The organism is Pseudomonas sp. FP1742 (genome assembly GCF_030687145.1).
In the GTDB taxonomy this organism is placed as follows: domain Bacteria; phylum Pseudomonadota; class Gammaproteobacteria; order Pseudomonadales; family Pseudomonadaceae; genus Aquipseudomonas; species Aquipseudomonas frederiksbergensis_D.
In genome coordinates this window covers 3,342,081-3,366,110 of record NZ_CP117460.1, presented here as the reverse complement: position 1 = coordinate 3,366,110, position 24,030 = coordinate 3,342,081, and the positions used below count along the sequence as shown (strand labels likewise).

The 24,030-nt window shown below is 61.0% G+C and carries 24 protein-coding genes; 11 read left to right on the top strand and 13 right to left on the bottom strand.

Annotation, left to right across the window (positions count from 1 at the left end; all coding sequences use genetic code 11):
* Nucleotides 1–6: 6 nt before the first annotated feature.
* Nucleotides 7–945, bottom strand: coding sequence for a class I SAM-dependent methyltransferase (locus PSH64_RS14960; RefSeq protein ID WP_105345782.1), 939 nt, complete (start codon nucleotides 943–945; stop codon nucleotides 7–9).
* Between the two features lie 202 nt (nucleotides 946–1,147).
* Between PSH64_RS14960 and PSH64_RS14955 the strand changes: the two genes are divergently transcribed.
* Entirely contained in the window at nucleotides 1,148–1,555 is a 408-nt protein-coding gene (locus tag PSH64_RS14955) for a response regulator (RefSeq protein ID WP_305477656.1), read from the top strand.
* A gap of 59 nt (nucleotides 1,556–1,614) precedes the next feature.
* Complete coding sequence (locus PSH64_RS14950) at nucleotides 1,615–2,283, top strand: HAD-IA family hydrolase (protein ID WP_105345787.1); 669 nt, start codon at nucleotides 1,615–1,617, stop codon at nucleotides 2,281–2,283.
* Nucleotides 2,284–2,389: 106 nt separating this feature from the next.
* Here PSH64_RS14950 and PSH64_RS14945 read toward each other — a convergent pair whose 3' ends face one another.
* Entirely contained in the window at nucleotides 2,390–3,049 is a 660-nt protein-coding gene (locus PSH64_RS14945) for an isoprenylcysteine carboxylmethyltransferase family protein (RefSeq protein ID WP_105345789.1), read from the bottom strand.
* A 166-nt stretch (nucleotides 3,050–3,215) separates the two neighbouring features.
* On the opposite strand from PSH64_RS14945, the gene PSH64_RS14940 reads away from it, so the two are divergent.
* The gene (locus tag PSH64_RS14940; protein ID WP_305477655.1) at nucleotides 3,216–4,163 is read left to right on the top strand and encodes a pyridoxal-phosphate dependent enzyme; all 948 of its coding nucleotides are present in this window, start codon (nucleotides 3,216–3,218) and stop codon (nucleotides 4,161–4,163) included.
* 35 nt (nucleotides 4,164–4,198) lie between these two features.
* On the opposite strand, the gene PSH64_RS14935 is transcribed toward PSH64_RS14940, so the two are convergent.
* The gene (locus tag PSH64_RS14935; RefSeq protein ID WP_105345794.1) at nucleotides 4,199–4,516 is read right to left on the bottom strand and encodes a DUF2388 domain-containing protein; all 318 of its coding nucleotides are present in this window, start codon (nucleotides 4,514–4,516) and stop codon (nucleotides 4,199–4,201) included.
* A 233-nt stretch (nucleotides 4,517–4,749) separates the two neighbouring features.
* Between PSH64_RS14935 and PSH64_RS14930 the strand changes: the two genes are divergently transcribed.
* The 3 genes from PSH64_RS14930 to PSH64_RS14920 all read left to right on the top strand — a co-directional run bounded on the left by PSH64_RS14930 (nucleotide 4,750) and on the right by PSH64_RS14920 (nucleotide 8,555).
* A complete protein-coding gene (locus PSH64_RS14930; RefSeq protein ID WP_305477654.1) occupies nucleotides 4,750–5,856 on the top strand; it encodes an NAD(P)/FAD-dependent oxidoreductase in 1,107 nt (368 codons plus the stop codon).
* Between the two features lie 85 nt (nucleotides 5,857–5,941).
* Entirely contained in the window at nucleotides 5,942–6,448 is a 507-nt protein-coding gene (locus tag PSH64_RS14925) for a DinB family protein (RefSeq protein ID WP_305477653.1), read from the top strand.
* 337 nt (nucleotides 6,449–6,785) lie between these two features.
* A complete protein-coding gene (locus PSH64_RS14920) occupies nucleotides 6,786–8,555 on the top strand; it encodes a hypothetical protein (protein ID WP_305477652.1) in 1,770 nt (589 codons plus the stop codon).
* Between the two features lie 154 nt (nucleotides 8,556–8,709).
* On the opposite strand, the gene PSH64_RS14915 is transcribed toward PSH64_RS14920, so the two are convergent.
* The 3 genes from PSH64_RS14915 to PSH64_RS14905 all read right to left on the bottom strand — a co-directional run bounded on the left by PSH64_RS14915 (nucleotide 8,710) and on the right by PSH64_RS14905 (nucleotide 11,498).
* Complete coding sequence (locus tag PSH64_RS14915) at nucleotides 8,710–9,069, bottom strand: DUF6124 family protein (RefSeq protein ID WP_105345802.1); 360 nt, start codon at nucleotides 9,067–9,069, stop codon at nucleotides 8,710–8,712.
* A gap of 373 nt (nucleotides 9,070–9,442) precedes the next feature.
* Entirely contained in the window at nucleotides 9,443–10,837 is a 1,395-nt protein-coding gene (locus PSH64_RS14910) for a HAMP domain-containing sensor histidine kinase (RefSeq protein WP_305477651.1), read from the bottom strand.
* A complete protein-coding gene (locus PSH64_RS14905; protein WP_105345807.1) occupies nucleotides 10,815–11,498 on the bottom strand; it encodes a response regulator transcription factor in 684 nt (227 codons plus the stop codon). Before PSH64_RS14905 ends, PSH64_RS14910 begins: the two co-directional genes overlap by 23 nt.
* A gap of 160 nt (nucleotides 11,499–11,658) precedes the next feature.
* On the opposite strand from PSH64_RS14905, the gene PSH64_RS14900 reads away from it, so the two are divergent.
* From PSH64_RS14900 to hcnC, 5 genes are all read left to right on the top strand, one after another.
* Nucleotides 11,659–11,982 (top strand): hypothetical protein, encoded by a 324-nt coding sequence (locus PSH64_RS14900; protein WP_305481159.1) that lies wholly within the window; start codon nucleotides 11,659–11,661, stop codon nucleotides 11,980–11,982.
* Between the two features lie 183 nt (nucleotides 11,983–12,165).
* Nucleotides 12,166–13,116 carry a hypothetical protein gene (locus PSH64_RS14895; protein WP_305477650.1) on the top strand — a complete coding sequence of 317 codons (951 nt, stop codon included), beginning with the start codon at nucleotides 12,166–12,168 and terminating at the stop codon, nucleotides 13,114–13,116.
* A 523-nt stretch (nucleotides 13,117–13,639) separates the two neighbouring features.
* Nucleotides 13,640–13,954, top strand: a complete 315-nt coding sequence (locus PSH64_RS14890; RefSeq protein WP_105345817.1) for a (2Fe-2S)-binding protein — start codon at nucleotides 13,640–13,642, stop codon at nucleotides 13,952–13,954.
* Nucleotides 13,951–15,360 (top strand): cyanide-forming glycine dehydrogenase subunit HcnB, encoded by a 1,410-nt coding sequence (hcnB, locus tag PSH64_RS14885; protein WP_305477649.1) that lies wholly within the window; start codon nucleotides 13,951–13,953, stop codon nucleotides 15,358–15,360. Before PSH64_RS14890 ends, hcnB begins: the two co-directional genes overlap by 4 nt.
* Nucleotides 15,353–16,612 (top strand): cyanide-forming glycine dehydrogenase subunit HcnC, encoded by a 1,260-nt coding sequence (gene hcnC, locus PSH64_RS14880; RefSeq protein WP_305477648.1) that lies wholly within the window; start codon nucleotides 15,353–15,355, stop codon nucleotides 16,610–16,612. The genes hcnB and hcnC overlap by 8 nt, the downstream gene beginning before the upstream one ends.
* Nucleotides 16,613–16,663: 51 nt before the next feature.
* Here the strand turns inward: hcnC and PSH64_RS14875 are convergent, their stop codons facing one another.
* From PSH64_RS14875 to PSH64_RS14845, 7 genes are all read right to left on the bottom strand, one after another.
* Nucleotides 16,664–17,533: an oxaloacetate decarboxylase gene (locus PSH64_RS14875; protein ID WP_105345825.1), complete on the bottom strand. Its 870-nt coding sequence runs from the start codon at nucleotides 17,531–17,533 to the stop codon at nucleotides 16,664–16,666.
* Nucleotides 17,534–17,679: 146 nt separating this feature from the next.
* A complete protein-coding gene (gene astA, locus PSH64_RS14870; protein WP_105345828.1) occupies nucleotides 17,680–18,717 on the bottom strand; it encodes an arginine N-succinyltransferase in 1,038 nt (345 codons plus the stop codon).
* A gap of 61 nt (nucleotides 18,718–18,778) precedes the next feature.
* Nucleotides 18,779–19,795, bottom strand: coding sequence for an arginine N-succinyltransferase (locus tag PSH64_RS14865; RefSeq protein WP_105345830.1), 1,017 nt, complete (start codon nucleotides 19,793–19,795; stop codon nucleotides 18,779–18,781).
* 119 nt (nucleotides 19,796–19,914) lie between these two features.
* Nucleotides 19,915–21,264 carry an APC family permease gene (locus PSH64_RS14860; protein WP_305477647.1) on the bottom strand — a complete coding sequence of 450 codons (1,350 nt, stop codon included), beginning with the start codon at nucleotides 21,262–21,264 and terminating at the stop codon, nucleotides 19,915–19,917.
* A 55-nt stretch (nucleotides 21,265–21,319) separates the two neighbouring features.
* Entirely contained in the window at nucleotides 21,320–22,072 is a 753-nt protein-coding gene (locus tag PSH64_RS14855) for an N-formylglutamate amidohydrolase (RefSeq protein WP_305477646.1), read from the bottom strand.
* On the bottom strand, nucleotides 22,056–23,387 hold the full coding sequence (locus PSH64_RS14850) for a glutamine synthetase family protein (RefSeq protein ID WP_305477645.1): 1,332 nt from the start codon (nucleotides 23,385–23,387) through the stop codon (nucleotides 22,056–22,058). The genes PSH64_RS14855 and PSH64_RS14850 overlap by 17 nt, the downstream gene beginning before the upstream one ends.
* On the bottom strand, nucleotides 23,384–24,028 hold the full coding sequence (locus PSH64_RS14845; RefSeq protein WP_105345841.1) for an isochorismatase family cysteine hydrolase: 645 nt from the start codon (nucleotides 24,026–24,028) through the stop codon (nucleotides 23,384–23,386). The genes PSH64_RS14850 and PSH64_RS14845 overlap by 4 nt, the downstream gene beginning before the upstream one ends.
* Nucleotides 24,029–24,030 lie beyond the last annotated feature (2 nt).

Sequence of the window (24,030 nt, the reverse complement as noted above, 5' to 3'; positions counted from 1 at the left end):
CCTCAACTACCCCTGCCTGAACACCAACGCCTTCAACCCACACTCAACATCGGCATCGGGAAATTCCGGCGGATTTTCCAGCCGCTGCTCAAACCGCAGGCTCGGCGCTTCGCGGGTGACGCCGTCGATGAGAAAGTCCGCGCCAAAGGCCGGGTCGTTCATGCAGGCCAAAACCGTGCCCTGGGGGCTGAGCAGTTCCGGGAGACGGCGCAGCACGCGCTGATAATCCTTGGTCAGCAGAAAACTGCCTTTCTGAAAGGACGGTGGGTCGATGATCACCAGATCGTAAGGGCCGCTATTGATCACTTTGCCCCAGGACTTGAACAGGTCGTGGCCGAGAAAACTCACCTTGCTCAGGTCATGGCCATTGAGCCGATGATTGTCGCGGCCACGGCTCAGGGCTGCGCGGGACATGTCCAGATTGACCACATGCGCCGCGCCTCCCGCAATGGCGGCCACCGAAAACCCACAGGTATAGGCGAACAGGTTCAACACCCGCTTGCCATCGGCGTTGGCCCGCACCCAATCACGACCGTAGCGCATGTCGAGAAACAGGCCGGTGTTCTGTTTGCGGCCCAGGTCCACACGATACTGCAGGCCGCCCTCGGTGATCGTCATTTCCTCGATCGGCTCCCCGAGCAGCCATTCGGTGGTGCTTTCCTGCAGATAGCGATGTTGCAGCAGCAAGGTATGCGCGCCGGAGGTCTTCCATGCAGGCGACTGCGTGAGCACCATCAGCCGCTGCTTCAAATCCTCCAGTTGTGATGCCTGCGGCTCCTTGAATATGCAGACCAGCACCACGCCTTGCAGCCAGTCGACGGTCAATTGCTCCAGCCCCGGCCAGCAGCGGCCACGGCCATGAAACAGCCGACGGGTTTCTGCGGGTGCTGCCGCAAGCGCGGTGAGCAAATGGTCGTGGAGGATGGAGAGGGCGTCTGGATTCATCGGGCAGGGTCGATCATGTGGAAAGGGCGGCATTTTAACCACAATTATGCGCGGACAAGCGGTCATGTTTAGCGGCCTGGAACGCAGAATGCCCTGGATAGGTGTATCAAAAATGAATTTTCCGCGAGGTCCGCTGTTCATACCTGTAGGTGGCGGATTTGAGCCTGCGAAACTATTTGCGCAATCAGGGAGTGGCACAGTCATGAGTCCAGCATCAACGGCGGGCACGCACATGTCTGACGGATTGATTCTTGTGGTTGAGGACGACCCGTTGATCCTGGAGTTTCTTTGCGAAATTCTTCAGGAGGAAGGCTTTACGGTTGAACCACAGATCAGCGCGGACGCCGCGTCGCAGTTTCTGGAGCAGCACGCCCCGCAGGTGGGGTTACTGCTGACGGACATCACCATGCCGGGCAAACTCAATGGCGCGGACCTGGCCAATCAGTTTGGCGACCGTTGGCCAGACAAACCGATCATGATCATGTCCGGCTTTGAAACCCCGAAAAGCTCCGGGGTCAAACATCCGGTTTCGTTCATCAAGAAACCCTGGGCGGTGGGGCAGTTGCTCGATTGTGTGCAAAGCGCCTTGCAGTCGAGCCGAAACCTGTAGCGGATGGTGTACATTGCCTGGCAACACTTGCCTGGTTCTTGCCGAAGGAAACCTCCCTTTTGTCTGTTCAAACATCCCTGCTCAACAGGTCATACCGCGCCTTCCTGTTTGATATGGACGGAACCGTCCTCAACTCCATCGCCGCCGCCGAACGGATCTGGACTGCCTGGGCCGTGCGCCACGGTGTCGATGTCGAGAGCTTTCTGCCAACCATTCATGGTGTTCGTGCCATCGACACGATCAACCGTCTGGCCTTGCCGGGGGTGGACGCTGAAGCTGAAGCGGCGTGGATCACCGAGGCGGAAATCGACGATGTGCAAGGGGTTGTCGAGGTGCCCGGCGCGGCGAGTTTCTTGAAGTCACTGCCCGCCAACCAATGGGCCATCGTCACCTCGGCGCCACGGGCGCTGGCGCTGCGCCGAATGGCGGCGGCCGGTATTCCCGAACCCGACGTGATGGTCACCGCGGAAGACGTCAGCGCCGGCAAACCCGACCCTGCTGGTTATTGGCTGGCGGCTCATCGCTTGCAGGTTGATCCTGCCCAGTGCCTGATTTTCGAAGATGCGGCCGCCGGGATTCGTGCGGGCGAAGCGGCGGGCGCCAATGTCGTGGTCATCACCGCGACCCATGTTCATCCGCTTCAGACCCTGCACGCCACACTGGCCCGTTATGACCTGGTCGAGGCACGAGTGGATCTCGACCGCCACATCAGCCTGTACGCAATCTGATGTGGGAGCGGGCTTGCTCGCGAAGGCGGTGTGTCAGTCGACCTCCATGCTGGATGTTAAACCGCCTTCGCGAGCAAGCCCGCTCCCACCGTTGATTGTGGTCAGCTCAATAGATCCCCGGAATCAATCGCCAGCTACGGGCGCAGTAAGCCTCGTATTCGCTGCCGAACTGTGTGCGTAACAGCGCTTCTTCGGAGCGAATGCGGGCGATCAGCGGTATCAGCATCAGCGCCACCAGCAGCAACCCGACACTGGAACGAAACGCCAGCGCCCAGCCCACGCCATTGATCAGCAACCCCAGGTAGCTGGGGTTGCGCACATTCCGATAAATCCCGTCGGTGACCAGGCGATGCCCCGGTTGAATCGCCACCAGCCCGCTGAAGCGTTTGCCGAGTACAAATACCGGCCACATCCGCAATGCGCCGCCGCCGATGAACAGCAACGCGCCCAGCCAACGCACGCCCTCGCCACCGAAGGTCCAGAAGTCGATCCGGTCGGTGTAGGCCGGCAGATACCCGCTCAACAACCCGAGCACCCCAAAGACCGGCAGAACCCAGCGATTGGCCCGGTCTTCACGTTCGCCAGTGCTCAAATTGCCCTCACTGAACAACGACACGATCGCCATCACCAGGGTCGCAAGCGCAATGACCACCAGCGGTGGATGCGAGAAAAACGCCGCCAACCCGCCCAGCCCGAACACCGCGAGAGCGAGGTAGGCAAGGGTGCTGACGAGGGCGAAAAACGCGAGTTTGGCTGAGATTTTCATAACTGATCTCGCAAAAAGGGCATATCACCAGTGTAGAGGGCAGCCCGTTATGAGAGCGGTAGTCGTCGAGCAGGGTGAACTAAGCTTGGATAAGGATGATCCCGCCCGTTCACTCCCGGTTCATTGAGCGACCTCAATGAACCGGGTCTGCCACAAGGAGCACGCGATGCTTCACATCAGAACGCCGCTGATTCTGCACCCGGGCCTGTCGACTCCGGCCCGGCGAATCTGGCTCAAACTGGAAAACCTGCAACCCAGCGGCTCGTTCAAACTGCGCGGCATGGGCCTTCTGTGCAGTCAGGCGGCGGCGCAGGGCAAGCGCAAAGTCGTCTGCCCTTCCGGTGGCAATGCCGGTTTGGCCACGGCGGTGGCCGCCGCCAGCCTTGGGCTCAAAGCCTGCATCGTGGTACCGAGCACCACCCCGGAAACCACCCGCGCCCGGATCAGGAAAACCGGGGCCGAGGTGATCGTTCACGGCAAGGTGTGGGACGAGGCCAATCAACGGGCGAAAGAACTCGCACAGGGGGCGGACACTGAATACGTCCCGGCTTTCGATCACCCGGTGTTGTGGGAAGGGCACAGCACGATGGTCGATGAAATCCTTGAGGACTGTCCTCAGGTCGATGCGTTGGTGACATCGGTCGGGGGCGGTGGTTTGCTGGCGGGTCTGCTCACCGGGTTGATCCGTCATCAACGTATGGACTGCCGGATTGTTGCGTGCGAAACCCGGGGCGCGGCGTCTTTCGCCGCTGCCATCGCTGCCGGGCACCCAGTCAGGTTGCCGCGCATCGATACCGTCGCCACCTCACTCGGCGCCGCGCAAGTAGCCGCCTGGCCGGTGCAGCACATCCTCGATTTTGCCCACGAATGCGTGGTGCTCAGCGATGAGGAGGCGATCATGGGCGTGGTTCGTTACGCCAACGACCTGCGCCAGTTGGTCGAACCGGCGTGCGGTGTTTCATTGGCGGTGGCGTACCTCGACCATCCGGCGATTGCCGAGGCCCATGACGTGGTGATTGTGGTGTGCGGTGGCGTCAGCATCAGCGCGCAGTTGGTCGCCGGCTGGGCACGCCTGTCTGCCGGGGTTGAAAAACACAGCGCTGAAGCAAGGTAGGGCTGTCACTAGCCCTACCGCTTACGTTTGAGACTTTATTGACCGGCTGGAACACCTTCCTGAACGAGGATCGCTCTGGCCAGATCTTCATCGCTGGCCTTCAGATCGGGATGATTCTGGCGAATCTCCTTCAATACCGACTCCAGGTAAACACCACGGATCGTGCCGCCGCTGGCGACAAAACTGGAGGCGTCATCCCGGGCGGGAACGACCAGTTTATTATCCTTGAACGTCGAGTACAGCGATGCGGAGACCCCGGCTGAGGTGGCGACATCTTTTGCATCCACCCCGGCCATAGCCGAACCAACGGGCAAACAAAGCACTAGCGAAGAGATGAGAAACAGACGGCGCATGACGGCGTCCTCCAAAGCGTGAAGCGTAAAGGAAGTAACACATAATTTAGGATGCCGGGCGGTGGTCAGGAGTTCCCTGTCGATGCGAGATATGCACCGGCGACTGTTCAGAGCCGACTCAAGGGCCGAGAACTCCCTCCGTGCCGCATTCGCTTCGTGGTCATGGACTGGCGATATTCTTCAGCCTGATCGATGATCGGCAGCCAGGGCTGGCTTGAATGAGTGGAGGGCAGGTGAGCATCGATATCGAATGCGTGGTGGTCGGGGCCGGGGTGGTCGGGCTGGCGGTGGCCAGAGCCATGGCCCGCACCGGTCGGGAAGTGATCCTGGTCGAGGCGGGCGAGGGGATTGGCGTGGGCATCAGTTCGCGCAATTCGGAAGTGATCCATGCCGGCATCTATTACCCGAGCGGCAGCCTCAAGGCGCAATTGTGCGTGGAAGGCCGGCAACGCCTGTATGCCTTCTGCGATGAGCATGGCGTCGATTACCGGCGCCTCGGCAAGCTGATCGTGGCCACCGATGATCGCCAGCGTCATGCCTTGCAGGTGTTGCTGGAGCAAGGCCTGCGTAACGGTGTCGATGACTTGCAATGGCTGGATGCCGGACAGGCACGGGCGCTTGAACCGGCGTTGTCCTGTGTCGCAGCCCTTTGGTCGCCGTCCACCGGGATCGTCGACTCCCACGCCTTGATGCTGGCGCTGCAGGCAGACGCTGAAGCGTGCGGTACTTCGATAGCCTTTCATACACCGCTGGAATCGGCCCGTTGCACCGCGCAGGGTTTCGAACTGCACATGGGCGGTGCTCAGCCCATGACCTTGAGCTGTCGTCAGTTGATCAACTGCGCGGGACTGTCCGCGCCTGAGGTGGCCGGCCGGATCGAAGGCTTGTCGGCGCGGCACGTTCCCCAGGCCTGGTTATGCAAGGGCAGTTATTTCAGTTTCAGTGGCCCGGCGCCGTTCCGGCATCTGGTCTACCCGGCACCGGAAAGCGCCGGGCTGGGCGTGCACATGACCTTGGACCTGGGCGGTCAGGCCCGTTTCGGGCCGGATGTCGAATGGGTCGGGCAGGTTGATTACCGTGTCGATTCCCGTCGTAGCGAAGGTTTCTATCAGGCGATCCGCCGTTACTGGCCGGCGTTGCCCGATGGCAGCCTGCAACCGGCCTACAGCGGCATTCGCCCGAAAATCAGCGGACCGGGCGAGCCCGCCGCCGACTTCATCATCAGCGGCCCGCACGTCCATGGCGTGCCGGGGCTGGTCAACCTGTTCGGCATCGAGTCACCGGGGCTGACCAGTTGCCTGGCGCTGGCCGAACGGGTGGTGCAGGCGATCGACCGGTAAGCGCGTGCCAATGATCGGCGGCAGCGATGACGAGCGCCGCGAGGACTATTCTTGGCAATGCGCCCATCGCCATGGGAGACCTCTGATGATCAACGTACGCACTGCCCGCATGCTCACCGATTACAAGCGCTGGGCCGATCAGCGACTCTTCGACAGCCTCATGGCGCTGCCACCGGAAGAGCTCAACCGCAAACGGCGGTCGGTGTTCAACAACATGATCGGCACCTTGAACCAGATCTACGTGGTGGACTGCATCTGGCAAGCCCACCTGGAGGGCCGAGGGCACGACTTCAAAACCTCCCATGACCTGCTCCATACCGAACTCCCCGAGTTGCGAATGGCGCAACAGGAGATCGATCAATGGTTCTGTGGCTGGAGCTCGGCCCAGACGGAGGAGTCGCTGGATAAACCCATCGAATTCACCTCCGTGTCGGGGGAAAGCGGGGTCATGAGCGCCGGCGCCATACTCTTGCATGTGGTCAACCACGCCAGTTATCACCGAGGCTGGGTGGTCCAGATGTACGCCGAGATTCCGGCCATGCCACCGATCACCGATTTGTCAGTGTTTTTGCGCGAGGTTCCGGGGTATTGAGTTCCTCCTGACTCAGAAGAATCCTGTGGGAGCGGGCTTGCCCGCGAATGCGGACTTCCAGTCGACAAAAATGTTGCCTGACATACCGCTTTCGCGAGCAAGCCCGCTCCCACGGGGTAATGCTGTTCACTTAAGTCATTTCAGTCGTGTCGTAATTCTTTGTAGCGGCTGCCGAAGGGTTGCGCACGTCCGGATCTGTGGAAGTAACTGGCCGGTCGTCCCGACTCTCCCTTTACCGATAACCACTCGTCGCTACTATCAGTTCTGACAGTAGCCGCCTCCCTCGTTCCGCTATTTCATAACTCCAGCCCACTTCCATCGTGCCGGAGCCTCACACATGACCGCCCCCGAATCCCCTGACAACACCGTACTCGCGCTGTCCCGGCCCTGGGTGTCGGGCTCGACTTATCCCGTTTCAGGCGCGCACATCGGCGTCTCGCTGGCGATTTATGATTTGGTCCCTGATGGCCAGGGCGCCACCGTTCAGGTAGATCCGCCGTTGACGGGTACGGTTGATCCGGGCGATGAGATAACGCTATGGTTGGAAGGGGAGAGCACGTTCCTGGACAGTAAAATCATTACTGATGTGGACGCGATCACGACCTTGCGCATCCCCAGGGGCCGCCTGCATCCCGACCGGATCAACAAGCTTTTTTACACGATCTCCCGCGGGAGCCAGAACATCGGCACCTCCGATGTGCTGACAGCGCTCTACAACAAAATCCGCCCTGCTCTGAAAGACAGGTTCCCCGATATCGACGGCCATTCCGAGATGGCGTTGTGGTTGTCCGACGCAATCAAGAACGGCGTCGGCGCCGACTTTGTCAGTGCACAGGTGTGCGTGTCCTACCCATACTGCCGGGCCTACGACACGATCACCTTGAAGTGCAACGGCGAAATCATGACGTACACCGTCGGCCCGGATGAAGCGCCACAGCCGCCGAACCCGGGCTCGGCGGAGCCGATCACCGTGTGTTTCATCGTGGACCGTGCGTTCCTGGAGAAGGCGGTAAGACCGGGCGGCAAGCTGGATTTTTCCTGCACCTGCACCGACCAGCTCGGCAACACCCCGGACACCGATGCGGTGTGGTCGGCGACGCAAACGGTGGACGAGGACCTGGCCGGCACGCGGTTCGCGAAGCCGATTCCGCTGGAAAACCTCGACGACTACCCCGGTGATGATTCAAGTCTTATCGAACTGGACAAACTGGGCAGCAAGCCGCTGTCGGTGTTCGTCCAGACCGATGACAACCGCATCCAGATCGGTGACCGGATTGAGGCGGTTTACACCGCAGGGTTAACGGGGTCACCCGACATCGTGGTGCCACTGGGCGGTACCGTCGAGGGCAGGCTGGGGCAGAAACTGCCCTGTGTGCTGGAAGTTGCAAATGACAAGGTTAAATCCGGTTACAGTGTCACCATTGTTTATAAGGTGTTCAGAGGCGAAACGCTGATCGGGGAATCGCGCGTGGCTTATGCGCAGGTTATCGGCGAATACCCGATAGAACTCATTGTGGACACGACTCCTCTTACTATCTCCGGGCAGAATATCTCCATTGCAGGTTCTGGACTTCCTTGGACTCTCACTGGGGTCGATCTTCCCGGCACTTTCGCCCATCGTCCTGCGTCCGGCGGCGTGCCCCCCATCACATTTACATCATCGGATGAGTCCATCGCTTCGGTCGACCGCAGTGGAATGATTCGAAGTGAAGGGAATGGGAAGGCTACCGTCACCGTCTCGGACGCCGGTGGTCAAACAAAAACCATCGACATTTCCTGCGAAAACGTCATCACATACCTGTTCAACCCAACCACTTCCACGCATCAAACGTACGAAGCGTGGCGAACCTCGATCAATGCACACCACCCCATTACCCAATCCGGCGAGGTTATTCACATAGATCTCCTTGTCCGAAAATTCACGTCACACACCCTAACCAACACCTGGGCCGGACCGGTCGTTGTAACCAACCCAATATACGCTTGGGCCTTCACCATCCCCTTCCAGCACATTAATACGCTTCTTCTCACCACCCGTTGCCCCGGCCTCTCATGGCGAGTCATTAATTCTGCTGGGGCTCCTGGCTCCCGATCAGAGGATCAGTAAAACAATATTTCCATCCTGCACTTTCGCGTCGCCTCGCAGGATGGATGCTATCCGTGGCGAGGGAGCTTGCTCCCGCTTGGCCGCGCAACGGCCCCCAAAAAGGCACCGCTGCACAGCCCAACCTCAGTTACCCACTCACCCCAGCAGACTGCCCCTACTTGGGCAGATCAATCTTATCCAGCACCCGGTTCGCGGTGATCTCCGCCACCATGATGCTGTTGGAAATGCCCAGCAGGGCATAGCGCGACTCACCCTCCAGATGATCCACCAACTGGTGGACCATCACATCGACCGAGGCCAGGGTCTCGACCAGAAAAACCGCCAGGGTTTCGGCCGTCGCCTCTGGGGCCACGGCAAACAGTTTGCTGGGTTTGCGCGTGGTGGCTTTGATGTCGGCGTTCGACGGGAAGTGGAAGTTCAGAGCCCGCTCGGCGGCCTCGTTGAGTTTCTTTGAATCGGGTTCGTACGGGGAGGTCGGATCGGTGTCCGGTGGGTTGGGTGTTACTTTGAACATAGTTGCTTACCTTTTGTAGTAGGGGCTGCAACCATCTCGCGACTAAACGAGGGTGGCAGCCGTGCGCAAGTTAGTCGACCGGCAAGGTAAAGCAAAATCCGGCGCGTCCGAAGACGCCTTGCGCACAGCTACCATAAAGTACAGGCGAATACCTGACTGACGATGCTCATGCGACCGCTTTACCTTAGCCGGGCGACTAAACCCGATCACTGATGGGCAGTGACGGGAATCAAGTTACCGAGCGGCCCCAAGGCGCACAAGCCGGCGGATTCTGGCGCAGCCGTAGGCAACGGCGCAAGGATTTGTAGCTTTCAGGAAGTATCCTTGAGGGCGCTTAAACAAGCCCCGTTTCAAGGTTAAACACGAGCAAGTGTCAAGCCTGGGGAATCAGGTCCTGCCGGCAATCGAGCACCAACCGCGCGCCCCCCAACTCGCTGCTGTCCACCTGCAGCGTAAATCCATGCAGGCTGGCAATCGCGGCGACGATCGACAGGCCCAGGCCGAATCCGCTTTGCGGGTTGCCGCCTTCGGCGCGATAGAAACGCTGAAATACCGCCTCGCGCTCGGCCGGCGCAATCCCGGGGCCGGAGTCGAGCACTTCAATGCGCGTATGCCCCGCGTCATTCACCCCACGCAAAATCACTTGGCCACCCGGCGGGGTGAATTTGATCGAGTTGCTCAGCAAATTCGCCACGGCTTCAAACAGCAGCGCACGGTCGCCGTTGAGCCCGGGCAAGGATTCGGGCATTTGCAGCTCAAAGGTCAGTTCGCCTTCTTCCGCCAGCGGCAGATAAAAGTCATGCAACTCCTGCAGCAATGGCACCGGGTCCAGTCGCACGAACCCCGAACGGCGCTGACGATCCTCCAGCTCGGAAATCCGCAACAAGCCACGGAAACGCGCCATCAAGGTGTCCGCCTCGCCGAGCACCGAGTCCAGTTGCACGGCCAGTGTCGATCCTTCATCGGCCTGTTGCTGAATCCGGTACAACTGCGCCCGCAGGCGAGTGAGCGGCGTGCGCAGGTCATGGGCGATGTTGTCGCACACGCCCTTGACCTCATGCATCAAGCGCTCGATGCGTTCGAGCATGGCGTTGACGATGGCCGCGAGCATGTCCAGTTCGTCACGGCGATTGGACAGCGGCAGGCGCCGGGTCAGGTCGCCGGCGACAATGGCTTCGGCGCTGGCCTGGATCGCCCGGATCCGCCGCAGCGGGCGCCGTCGCAATAAATGCCAGCCGGCGATGCCCGGCAAAATCGTCAGCGACACGCCCCACAGCAGCGCGTGCAGGATGATCCGGGTCACGGCAAACAACGAACCGTTGTCCCGCACCAGCACCAGCCAGCGTCCGTCCAGGGTCCGGGTGGCGACGGCGTCGCAACTGTCGGCGGGCAGGGTCGGGTCGTCGGCGTCGACGCAGTCGCCGAGCATGTGAATCTTGCCGTCCAGCGGCAGGCCTTGGGGGATCTGGCGCAAGGCGCCGAAGAGGTAGCGCTGTTGGTCATCGAACAAGCCATAGGCGTCGATGCCGCGAACGTCGAAGGTCATGCTGGCGGCGAGGGCGTCTTCCAGTTGCTCGCCCTGGAAGCGTGAAAACAGATGCTGACGTTGCATCAGCGAATGCTTGGCCAGCGTGTCCAGGTAGCTGGAGACCTCGTAGTACATGACCCCCATGAGAATCCCGCTCCAGGCCACGAACAGCGAACTGTATAGCGCCAGCAAGCGGCTGCTGGAGGAACGCCAGCCTTTAGAGGGGTTCAGCAATGACATAACCCGAGCCTCGCACGGTCCGTATCAGTGGGACTTTGCCTGGCGGGTCGATCTTCTTGCGCAGACGGCCGATGTGCACATCGATCAGGTTGGTGCCGGGGTCGAAGTGATAACCCCAGACCTCTTCGAAAATCATCATCCGCGACAGAATCTGCCCGGTGTTGCGCATCAGAAATTCCAGCAACTTGTATTCGGTGGGCAACAGCGTCAGCAACTGGCTGTCGCGGCTGGCTTCGTGGCTGATCAGGTTCAGCTCCAGATCGGCCACCCGCAGCGTGGTGGCCTGGGCGGTTACGGTGTTCTGCCGGCGCAGCAAGACTTCGACCCGGGCGGCCATTTCATCGGTGGCGAACGGTTTGGTCAGGTAATCGTCGCCGCCGGCGCGCAGGCCGCGCACCCGTTCATCGACGTCGGAGAGGGCGCTGATCATCAGGATCGGCGTGGCCACGCCCATGGTGCGCAAGGTGGTGACAATCGCCAGGCCATCGAGCTCCGGCAGCATGCGATCGAGGGTGATCAGGTCGTAGTCGCCGCTGACGGCGCGCTCCAGGCCTTCGCGGCCATTGTCGACCCAATCCACTTCAAGGCCGTGGTTGCTCAGTTCGGCGACGATTTCCCGGGCGGTCACGGCGTCGTCTTCGATGGTCAAAATACGGGTCATAGGGCTTGCCTGATAATCGGTTCAATACGAAGTTGAGGCATTTTGCCAAGAATTACGTGCGGCAAATTAAATTAACTTTCATGTGGCCTCGTGTGGCTGGTCGCAACATTGATATCATCCGGCCATGACTCTAAAGGGAAGCTGCACTGTGCGCACTTTAATGGTTCGTGGCTGGATGCCAATATCTGTGCTGTTGTTGTGCCTGTTCGGTTCCTCCGCCTGGGCTGCCAATACGCAGTGTTCGGGGAAGAAGGGCGGTATCGATCGTTGCGATGGCGATCTGTTCCTGTGCAATGACGGCTCCATCAGCGGCTCGAAGAAAAGTTGCTCGGCGATGTTTGGCACTCAAGGCCAGGCGCGACCGCAGACACTGTTACAGGAAACCGACGGCTGCGCCTGCGGCACCGGTACGTTCTGCACCGGGCCCAGAGGCGGGGTGTATTGCCTGACGCCCAGCGGCAACAAGAGTTACAAGCGCAAGTAGTTTGGTTGGCGCAATGCATAAAACCCGCCGCCATCGTCGGCTCCTTGCAAAGTGCATGGTCCTGAGAAGTTCATTGTTTTCAACTTCTTGAAATTCAACGATTTATTTAAGTGGTACGACTGGCACGCTGTCTGCAACGGCTCCTTTTGACGAGTTGTAACAACTGCCTGGAGTACAACAACAATGAATAGATCCCCCGATGGTTTTTATCCTGTCGTCGAAGAGTCCAGCACACTATCGGGCGTCTCGTGGCCCGCAATCTTCGCCGGGGCCGCAGCGGCCGCGGCGTTGTCGCTGATCCTCGTACTGCTCGGTTTTGGCCTGGGTTTCACGGCGGTCTCGCCGTGGGCCAATGAAGGTATGAGCACCAAGGGCCTGGGTATTTCGACGATTGCCTGGCTGGCCTTTACACAGATCGTGGCGTCCGGTCTCGGCGGTTACATCGCTGGCCGCCTGCGGGTGAAGTGGGCGTACATGCACGGCGATGAGGTTTATTTCCGTGACACGGCCCATGGCTTCCTGGCCTGGTGTGTGGCGACGCTGGTGACCGCGACCCTGGTGGTCGGTTCGGTCAGTAGCGTCGTCAGCGGTGGTGTGCGGGCCGGGGCAGTGGTCGCCGGCGGTGCCGCCAGCGCCATGACCCAGGCTGCCGGCAGCGCTATCGGCAATCCCGCGAATGATCCGTACGGTTACTTCATCGACAGTCTGTTTCGCGATGACCGCCCGGTGGCTGTCAGTGATGACGCCACCCACGGCACCGTCACCCGCATCTTCGCGCGCAGCCTGAGCAACGACGGTCAACTGGCCGCCGAAGATCGGGCTTACCTGGCGCAATGGGTGGCCCAGCGGACCAACCTCACGCAAGCGGATGCCGAGCGTCGTGTCGATGAAGTGTATGCCCGTACTCAAAAAGCCGTGGCCGACGCCAAACTGGCCGCGCAACAAGCGGCTGACACCGCCGCGAAAGTAGTGGCATGGACGGCTTTGTGGATGTTCATCGCGTTGCTGGCCGGCGCGTTTTTCGCCAGCCTCGCCGCGACCTTCGGCGGTCGTCGCCGGGATGCCGTGGAGTATCTGGAAGCCGACGCCTATGTGACCACCACCACGACCACGACATTGCCACCTGTTCGCTAACCCGGGAGAACCCCCATGCGCTCATTACTGCTGTTCCTGCTCGGCGTGCCGATCCCGATCATCATTCTGATTGCCTTGTTCATGCACTGATCCCTTTGAGGCATTTGGCCTCCGCCGCTTCTGCCTCCGGTAGAAGCGGCGTTTTGCTTTTTGGGAAGCGGTGTTCACAGATTTTGTGTTCGCCCCATGCCCCTGTGGGAGCGGGCTTGCTCGCGAAAGCGGCCTGCCAGTCAGCACTATGTTGGACATTGCGGTCCCTTCACGAGCAAGCCCGCTCCCACATTAGTCCGTCGGTGCAGGTGTTTTTACTGGCCTGGATCAATATTTCCTTCGGCGATATTTCCTAATATAAAACGATCCAGCCCCATCCTGCGGTATCGACTACATTGCGTTGACACGCAGCTGATGCGTTGTCGAAGTACCAGTGCAGACCTTCCCGTTTATCAGTCAGGTGGCCCGCAAGGTGTAGTGCAGCATGGAGCTGATGAAACTCACCTGAACCTTTCACGGATGAACAATCGCAATGCAACGTTTAAACAGAACCTTCGATATCCAGCCCCTGGTGCGGGCGGATATGACTGTGCGCATCAACGGCCAGACCGTCAGCGCCGCCATCGGCGAAACCGTCCTGACGGTCATTCAATCACTGGGCATTCGCCAGGTGGCCCGAAACGATCACGATCAGATCAGCGGTGCCTACTGCGGCATGGGCGTGTGCCAATGCTGCCTGGTGAAAATCGATGGCCGGCACAAACGGCGTGCCTGCCAGACGATCGTGCGTGAGGGCATGAGCATCGAAACCCGGGTCAACCGTATCGCCGGGCAGGAGGTTTTATGAGCCTGCAACCGGTGATCGTCGGCGGCGGGCCGGCGGGTATGGCCGCGGCCATTGAACTGGCACGCCATGGCGTGCGTTGTACCGTGCTTGAAGAAGCTTCGCGCCTGGGCGGGGTGGTGTATCGCGGCCCCTTGCGCGATAACGTTCAACTGGATTACCTGGGGCCACGCTATTCGGAAGCGCTGGCCAAACTGCATGGCGAGTTCCGGGAGCTGTCAGGCCTGATCGACGTGCGCTTGAATCACCGTGTGGTCGGCGCCGAAGGTGCCCGGGCGCTGGTGGTGCTGGATGTCGATGAGCGTTTGCAAGAGGTCGAGTATCCGCAACTGCTATTGGCTGCCGGTTGTCATGAACGCAGCGTACCGTTTCCCGGCTGGACCTTGCCCGGGGTGATTCTGCTGGGTGGGCTGCAACTGCAAATCAAGAGTGGCGTGGTTAAACCCCAGGGGCCGGTGGTGATCGCCGGCACCGGTCCGCTGTTGCCGCTGGTGGCCTGCCAGTTGCACGCTTCAGGGGTGAGCGTCGCCGGAGTTTATGAGGCATGCGCGTTCGGCAAGATCGCCCGGGAAAGCCTCGCGCTACTGAACAAACCGCAGTTGTTCCTCGATGGCTTGAGCATGCTCGCGTACCTGAAAATGCACGGCATTCCCATGCACTATGGCTGGGGAGTGGTCGACGCACAGGGCGAGGATGAATTGAGTTCGGTGACTGTCGCGCCGTACTCCAGCACCTGGGAGCCAGACCTGAGCCGCGCCGAACGGATTGCCGCGCAGACCCTGGCGGTCGGCTATGGCTTCGTTCCACGCACGCAACTCAGTCAGCAAATGGGCCTGGACCACGGCTTCAGTGATGACGGCTACCTGCGGGCCTGCGCCAATGTCTGGCAACAAAGCAGCGAACCGCATGTGCACCTGGCCGGTGACATGGGCGGTATTCGCGGTGGCGAGGCGGCCATGCTGGCGGGAAGGATCGCGGCGGTGTCGATCCTGCTGCAACGGGATGTGCTGGACACGGAACGGGCGCTGGTCAAACGTGACCGTTACCTGTCGAAGCTCAAGTCCATCGTGCGCTTTCGCGCGGCCGTCGACCGTTACACCGAACGCGGCGCCGGGCAGACCGCATTGCCGGCTGCCGACACGGTGATTTGCCGCTGCGAGCACGCGACCCGCGCCGACATCGATCGGGCACTGAAGCAGGGGGTGCAAGACCTGGCCAGCCTGAAAATGCGCACCCGCGTGAGCATGGGCGACTGTCAGGGGCGGATGTGTGTCGGCTATTGCACCGACCGTTTGCGCGAAGCCACCGGCCGGCAAGACGTGGGCTGGTTGCGCCCGCGCTTTCCCGTCGACCCGATTCCCTTTTCAGCGTTCCAGTCTGTCGGCACGGAGGCCGCGCGCCATGAGTAAGTTCTATGACGTAGTGATCGCCGGCGGCGGTGTGATCGGGGCGTCCTGCGCCTATCAATTGTCCAAGCGCAAACACCTGAAAGTCGCGCTGATCGACGCCAAGCGTCCCGGCAACGCGACCCGTGCTTCGGCCGGTGGCTTGTGGGCGATCGGTGAGTCGGTAGGCCTGGGCTGCGGGGTGATTTTCTTTCGCATGATGTCGGCCAATCGCAAGCGCGAAGCCCAGGGCGCGGCGGTGGCGGTGGATGCCAGCACGCCGCATATCCTGCCGCAGTCGTTCTTCGATTTCGCCTTGCAGTCCAATGCGATGTACCCGGACCTGCATCGAGAGTTGCAGGACAATCACGGGATGGATTTCAAGTTCGAGAAAACCGGCTTGAAATTTGTCATCTACGACGATGAAGACCGGCTCTACGCCGAGCACATCGTGGCGTGCATTCCGCACCTGGCGGATCAGGTGCGCTGGCTCGATCAAGCGGCCCTGCGCGAAGCCGAGCCGAGCGTCAGCCATGAGGCAAGGGGGGCGCTGGAGTTTCTCTGCGATCATCAGGTCAGCCCGTTCCGCCTGGCCGACGCCTACACCGAAGGCGCGCGGCAAAATGGCGTCGATGTGTATTTCAACACCAACGTCACTGGCGTACTGCACCACGGCTCGCGGGTCAGCGGCGTGCAGACCACCGAAGCCGGGGTGTTCCATTGCGACACGCTGATCAACGCCGCCGGTGCCTGGGCTGCCGACCTCAGCGAGCAGGCCACCGGCATTCGCATTCCGGTGAAGCCGGTGAAGGGCCAGATTCTGCTCACCGAACGCATGCCGAAAATCCTGCGCGGTTGCCTGACCACCAGTGACTGTTACGTGGCGCAGAAAGACAACGGCGAAATCCTGATCGGCAGCACCACCGAAGACAAAGGCTTCGACGTGACCACCACCTACCCGGAAATCAGCGGTCTGGTGCAAGGCGCGGTGCGCTGTATTCCGGCGCTCGCCGACATCAACCTGAAACGTTGCTGGGCCGGGTTACGTCCTGGTTCGCCGGACGAATTGCCGATTCTCGGGCCGATGAAAGGGGTGCAGGGTTACCTGAATGCCTGCGGACATTTCCGCACCGGTATCCTGACCTCGGCGATTACCGGCGTGCTGCTGGACAAACTGGTGAATAACGAGCCGTTGCCGCTGGATATCACACCGTTTCTGGCGGATCGGTTTGAGGTGGCGCCGGAGGTTGAATCGAAAGAGGCGCAGATGGCTTGACCGCAACCTCACCACAGACGCGCGAGCGCTGTGGTGAGGGCGCTTGTGCCGTCACTCTTTAACGCTCATGAACTCCTTGGCCCAACGAATGTAGTCCTCCGGCTGCGTATAAGTATGCGTCAGTTCGGTGGCGTTCAGGTCGGAGGCTTGGGTGAAGATCTGGCGTTGTTCGCGCAGGCTGTCGTAAGTGGCTTTGATGGCGGCGAAGTAGGCGCCATGGCCGTCGATGGTGACGCGCACGCCCAATTCGGCCAGGCGTTTGTCGTCGCGCAGCAACGGGTTGCCGTAGGTGACCAGCATCAGCGGTACGCTCAGGTGTTCGGCGATCTGTTCCAGATGATCGAAATCCTGCACGCCCACCATGCAAATCCCGTCGGCCCCGGCCTGTTGGTAATGCTGGGTGCGGCTGATGATTTCCTGGACTGGCAGGATGCCTGCGTTGGTGCGGGCGATGATCGCCATTTCCGAATCGACCCGGGCTTCCAGGGCCGCGCGGATCTTGCCGACACCTTCGGCGACCGTGATCAGATCGGTGGACTTGCGACCGAATTGCGCCGGCAGCAGGGTGTCTTCGATGGTCAGGGCGGCCACACCGGCGCGTTCGAGTTCGACGATGGTGCGCATGACATTGAGCGCGTTGCCGTAGCCGTGATCGGCGTCGGCAATGACCGGCAATTGCGCGACGCGGCCGATGCGGGTGGCCTGTTCGGCGAACTCACTGAGGGTGATCAACGCAAAATCGGGAGCGCCCAATACCTGCAACGACGCCACCGAACCGCCCAGGATTCCCACCTCAAAACCCAGGTCGGCGGCGATGCGTGCCGACATCGGGTCGAAGACCGACGCTGTGTGGTAGCAAGTGTCGGAAGCGAGCAGTTGGCGGAAATTACGGCGCAAATCTTGATGAGAAAGCCTGGACATACGAGTTCCACCATATAAAGGAATGGAAGGGCTTGAACAAAAGTGTCAACGCCGAAGGAACAAAAGGCTATCACGCGGGCGGGTAAAGGATGATGACGAATTTACAGGCCAAGGGCATTTCGTCTGGCTTCGCCGGCGGCTATATCTCACGCCGCAGCCACCGCCTGCTGCTGTTGGTCGCGCAGCAGCACGGCACGGACCGAATTGCCAGGTTGCAGTTGCAGGCGTTTGGCGGTGAGTCGGTCGACGATCAGGTTGTTGCCCACCACCCGCGCCCGGGCGGAGGTGATGCGGCAGTTTTCCAGGCGGCGATTGTGGATCAGCCATACCGGTGCCTGGTCGTCGGGCGTGCCGATGTCCAGTACCAGGGATTGACTGTCGCGCACCGTGCGGATTCTCGACACCGGGGCTTCGATCACCGGGCCTGCGTCGAAGATGTCGATGTAACCCTTATGGGCAAACCCCTCGGCGGTGAGAATCTTCAGCGCAGGTTCGGTGTTGGGGTGAGGTTTGCCGATCACCGCTTGGGCCTGTTCGGTGAGCAGGCAAGTGTAAAGCGGTTGACGTGGCATCAGCTCGGCGATGAAGGATTTGCTGCCCAGCCCGGACAAGTGATCGGCGTGGCTGAAATCCATCTTGAAAAAGTGCCGGCCCAGGCTGTCCCAGAACGGTGAGCAGCCTTGCTCGTCGGCACTGCCGCGCAGTTCGGCAATGAGCTTGTCGCCGAACAGCTGGGGGAACTCGGCAACGAACAGCAGACGCCCCAGCGACAGCAGTCGACCGTTACTGCCATAGCGTTGGTCGTGTCGCAGAAACAGCGAGCAGATTTCCGATTGCCCGGTCATCTCGTTGTTCAGGAACAACGTGGGGATCTGGCGCTGTATGCCCAGGTCCGGCGATGAACTGACCGTAAGCCCGACCCGGTAGTTGTACCAGGGCTCCCGCAGCCCCACGGCCCCCACGAGGGCACTGACACCGACCACTTGCTGATCGTCGTCTTCGAGCACGAACAGGTAATCGGCGTCCGCGCGCTCGACCTGGCCGGCGAAGGTGCGCTGGGCCCAACGCACCCGGTGGGTCAGGCGGTCTTCGTTGACCGGCAGGGTGGTGAACCCGGGGCCGGCCCGTTGTACCAGATCCATCAAGGCGGGCAGGTCGGTCATTTGAACCGGACGCAGAATCATGATGCAGCTCCTTCTTCGCGCCTGCTCGGGCGCTGTCGTTGGGCATGGGGCCGGTGGCAGCTCACAGGGCGACCAACCGGATCGCACTGGCGTCGGTGACGTTCAGGGCGGCACACATCTCGGTGCTCAGGGCCACGGGTTGTCCGGCGCGGTAGTCCAGTTCGGCGACGATGGCGCGATAACCCTTCAACGATTCGTTGCTTACCAGGTAACAGCCACGGGCGTCGATGGGCGAGCCTGCTTGCACCGTAGCGGTCTGGCTCCGGGCGATGGAGCGAATGTTCGAGGTGCGTGCATACAACGTCGGCCCCCCATCGAACAGGTCGATGTAGCTGTTGGTCTCGAAGCCTTCGCGTTCCAGAATGTCGAAGGCCTCCTGGCCATCGGGGTGGATCCGGCCGATGCAGTCTTGTGCAGCCTGCGGCAGCATCGGCACATAAATCGGGTACTGCGGCATCAGTTCGGCGAGGAATCTCCGGCTCTGCAGGCCGCAAAGCCGCTCGGCCTCGACATAAGGCAAATCGAAGAAATGCTTGCCCAGCGCATCCCAGAACGGTGACTGCCCCTGTTCATCGCTGTAACCGACGATCTCGGTGATCACCGCTTCGGCAAAGCGCGCCTTGTGTGCAGCGATGAACAGCAACCGCGCCCGGGACAGCAACTCGGAAAACGGTGTGCGTTCCAGCGCCGGGTCAATATGGAAACCGCGCAACAGGGAATGGCCGCTGAGGTCGTGGCACAAGGACAATGCCGGCACCCCATGCTCGATGTTCAGCTCCCGTGAGGCACTGGTGAAATGGCGGTTGCGCAAACTGTAGAACGGCTCGCCGAAGCCTGCGGTGGCGAGGATTTCCGAGCAGCCCACCAGACGCCGGGTCGTCAGATTTTCCAGCACGAAGAAGTAGTTCTCCGGGCCTTGACCCTGAACGTCTTTTTCGAACGAAACGCCGGAGTCGAGAATTTTCTCGCGCAGGCGTTCGGTGTCGTCCGGCAAGGACGTGACCCCCACCAGACTGTCACGCGCCAGTTGCTGCAACTGGGGCAGGTCGGCTATCTCGACTGGACGTAAGACCAGCATGGACATACTCCTGTATCAAAAGGTTCGGCGGCTTGCACCGAACCTGACTATCACTGTCGGTTTCCACGCGTAAAATCGGCAGTCGCCTGAAATCATGTCAGACGTTGCTCTTTTTCTTGTCAGCCGTTGCTTGGGTCGGGCAATGCGGTGCTGGCACCCAGTTTGTTGAGGAAGAACAGATAGACCAGGCCCAGGGCAATCCAGATCAGGCCGAGTTTCTGTGCATCGACGCCCATGTTGTACATGATGGCCGCGACGATGATGAAGCCGATCACCGGGCAGATCAGGTGCCGGATCACTTGGCCGGACTTCTGTCGGCGCCAGTAGTAATTGATCACGGTCAGGTGCAGCAGCATGAAACCGCTCAGGGCGCCGAAGTTCACCAGGGAGGTGAGGGTGTCTACCGAGTTGATGAACAGGTAGCAGATCACCAGCGACAACACCGCCACCAGATAAATGCTCAAGTAGGGCGTGTTGTGTTTCGGGTGCACCTTGGCCAGCACTTTCGGCAGTTTGCCGTCCCGGGCCATGCCGAACAGCAGACGCGAAACCGCCGCTTGGGAAGTAATGGCGACCGCCACGCCCCAGGCCAGCGCGGTGGCGACCGCCGTCAGGGTTGCCAGCCAGCTGCCGGCGGCGATTTCGGCGATTTCATAGAACGCGGTGTCGGCGGACTTGAAGCCCAGGCCGGCGGCCAGGTCGGTGGCAATCCAGGTTTGCACGACGAAGATCACGCCCATGACCACCAGGGTAATCAACGCCGCTTTGCCAACGCTGCGGCCCGGGTCGCCCTTGATCTCTTCGGCCAGGGTGGAAATGGCGTCGAAACCGAGGAACGACAGTACCGCGATCGACACCGCTTGCATCAGCAGGGCGAAGTTGAACGTCTCAGGGTTGTACAGCGGCGCCAGGGTCAGCTGACCGTTACCGCCGCCACTGTGCAAGGCGTTCCAGGCGTAGAACAGGAAAATCCCCAATACCACCAGTTGCGCCAATAGAAAGAGGATGTTCATTCGCGCGGTGAAGGTGATGCCCCGCAGGTTGACGAAGGTGGCGCTGACCAGAAAGGCCAGGATGAAGCCGACTTTCGGGATGTCCGGGTACAAATGATTCAGCGCCATTGCCGCGTACACGTAGAGCAGCGGCGGGATCAACAGGTAATCAAGCAGCATCAGCCAGCCGGCGATGAATCCGACATGTTGGTTGAGGCCGCGTTGTGCGTAGGAATACACCGACCCTGCAATCGGAAACGCCCGGGCCATGCTGCCGTAACTGAGGGCAGTGAACAGCATCGCCACCATGCCGATGATGTAGGCCAGCGGCACCATCCCCGGCGCTTCGGCGTTGACGTAACCATACACGCCGAACGGTGCGATGGGGATCATGAAGATCATCCCGTACACCACCAGGTCCGTCAGTGACAGGCTACGTTTCAACTCTTGCTTGTAGCCGAATTCTTCAATTTCCATGAAGCCGTTCTCCTTGATATGAAAGCAGCGGCACGCTGCGAGTTTGAAGCTGTTTCTATAGCAGCGGCGCCAGATAGTCGGTCCAGCGACTGACGTCCTCGGGGGTGCGCAGCAGATCGTTGCGCACCTCGATCAGCACCGAGTCCAGCCCGCGCGCGTCGCCGTGAACCGGCACCGTCATGTCACTCAGCGGATCGACTTTGTACGGCTGATTACCGGCGACGTTCAATGGGTGCCGGCTCAGGCCGTCGATCATTCGCTGGGCGTACTCCCTGGCCTGGCCGTACAACACGCCGACTTCCACCGACCGTGGCTGGCCGTAATATATCGGCGTAAAGCTGTGAATCCCCACCACTCGCACCGGCCGACCGTGGGCTACACGGTCGTCGATCAGGGTTTGCAGGCGTGCATGAAACGGTTTGAACAGGCAGTGCCGGCGGTATTCACGGGTGGCCTCGTCCAGATCCCGATTGCCTGGCACCTGATAGATCTCGCTCTGCAACGGAATGCTGTCCGGCGCATGGCGCGGGCGGTTGAGGTCGATCAACAGGCGTGAATAGTTGGCCGCCAACAGGGTCGCGCCCAGTGTTTCGGCCAGGCCCTCGGCCAGCGCCAGGGCGCCGATGTCCCAGGCGATGTGTTCGCGGGCGGCCGTCTCGTTCAGGCCAAGGTCATTCAACCCGGCCGGGATAAAACGACTGGCGTGTTCACACACCAGAATCAGCGGGTACTCGGAAGTTTCCCGGCTCAGGGTGTACGCAGGCTGGGTGTAGAGGCCCAGTTCGGCGGATTCAGTACAGGCGCGCATAGTGCTCACAGAGTTCGGCGGGCGAGAGCTGTTCCGTCAGCGTCAATTCCTCGGTTTTCAGGGCGAAATAGGTGTCCAGCAAGGCGCTCGGCAAGGCTTCGATCAGCGCTTCGCTGTGGCGCAGGCAATCCAGGGCCTGGGACAGGGACGCGGGCAGGGCGACGATACCGCGGGCATGGCGTTGCTCTTCGTTCAGGGAGTCAGGGATTTCATCGGTGATGGCGTTCAACGCCAGGCGCTGCTCGATACCCAGGCGTCCGGCGATCAGCAATGCAGCCATGGCTAGGTGCGGCGAGGCGGTGGCGTCCATGGCGCGAAATTCCAGGTTGTACTGCGTCGCCACGGCTTTGCCGCCCAGGCTGACGGTCGGGCAAATCCGCAGCGCCGCTTCGCGGTTGCGTTGGCCGAGGCAGGCGTAGGAAGCGCTCCAGTGATGGGGCTGCAAGCGTTGGTAGGAAACCGGTGTCGGCGCAGTGAAGGCACAGAGCGCTGGCAAGTAATGCAGAACACCGGCGGCCCAATGCTGGCCGAGGGTCGACAGGCCGTTGGTGGTGCCGGCGTCATACATCACCGGTTGGCCGGCCAGGTCCTGCAGGCTCATATGCAAATGCACGCCATTGCACACGGCATGCTCGGCCGTCTTGGGGGCGAAGCTCAGGTCAAGGCCCATTTGCCGGGCGATCTCCCGGGTGATCTCGCGCACGTTCACCGCGCGGTCGGCGGCGGCGACACCGAGGGCCGGACGGCAGGTGATTTCGTATTGGTGCTTGCCGTATTCCGGCAGGAACATTTCCGGCTCCACACCGCCGGCACGCAGCGCACTGAGCAGCCAGCCGCCGAACTCGGCGCCCTGGCGCTGGGCTTCAAGGGAGAACGCCAGGTGCTCGGCCGCACCGCTGTCGAGGTTGAATTCGTGTTCGAACGCGGCGTTGACCTGCAAGCCCAACTCGTCGCGATAGCGCTCCACCTCGTTGTGCAACAGCGTACGAGGACAGGCGCCCCACGGACGGCCATCGGTTTCGCGAATGTCGCCGTGAATGAAGTCCAGCGCCGGGGCGTTGGCATCCGGACCGTTGTTGACGGTCACCCGGCTGCTCAAGTCGGGAATCAGCCGTAAGTCCCCATAAGCGCCCCAAGGGTTGCTGGAGGCGATGATGTCTTGCGGGGTCAGCGCGCTGTTGGCCGGCACCCAGCCGCAGCCGGCCAGTTGATAGGCATCGAGCTCGTCGGTGGGGAAGGAACGGCCGCGCGTCACGCCGATCAGGTCGGTGGTGACGATGGTGGTCATGGGCAACGGCGACAGGCGAGCGCTCATGGCTGCATCTCCTGCAACCGGCCGAGCACGGTCTGGGTGTCGGTGATCCAGCAGTAGCCCTTGATGGCGTTCAGGCAGGCGTGATGCCGTTGTTCGGTGTAGGTGGCGCAGGCATCTTCGACCAGCGTCACCAGATAGCCACGGTCAGCTGCGTCGCGCACGGCCATGTCGACGCATTGGTCGGTGACGATGCCGGCGATGATCAGGTGCTTTGTTTCAAGGTTGCGCAGCACGTAGTCGATGCTGGTGGAGTTGAACACCCCGGAAGAAGTCTTGGGCAGCACGATTTCGTTTTCGGCCGGTGTCAGCTCATCGATGATCCGTGCTTGCGGGCTGCCCTTGGGCAGGTGCATGTCCGAGAGTTTGTGGTCCAGCGAACGGTCGCGACCATCGGCGGTGAGGCTTTCGATGAGCGTGTGCAACACGTTTTGCCGTGCGCTGCGAAACCCGTTGAGCAACTTGCGCTGATTGGGCACCACCTGCATGCGGGCGCGGGTCAGGAAGTAGTCGGCATCCGGCTCATTGAGGTGCGGGTCGAACTGCGGCTCGAGCCAGGCACGCTGCATGTCCACCAGCAACAGTGCGGTGTGGTCGGCGGTAAACGGCAAATTCCGGGGCGAGTGATGGGGGAGCGTGAACATCC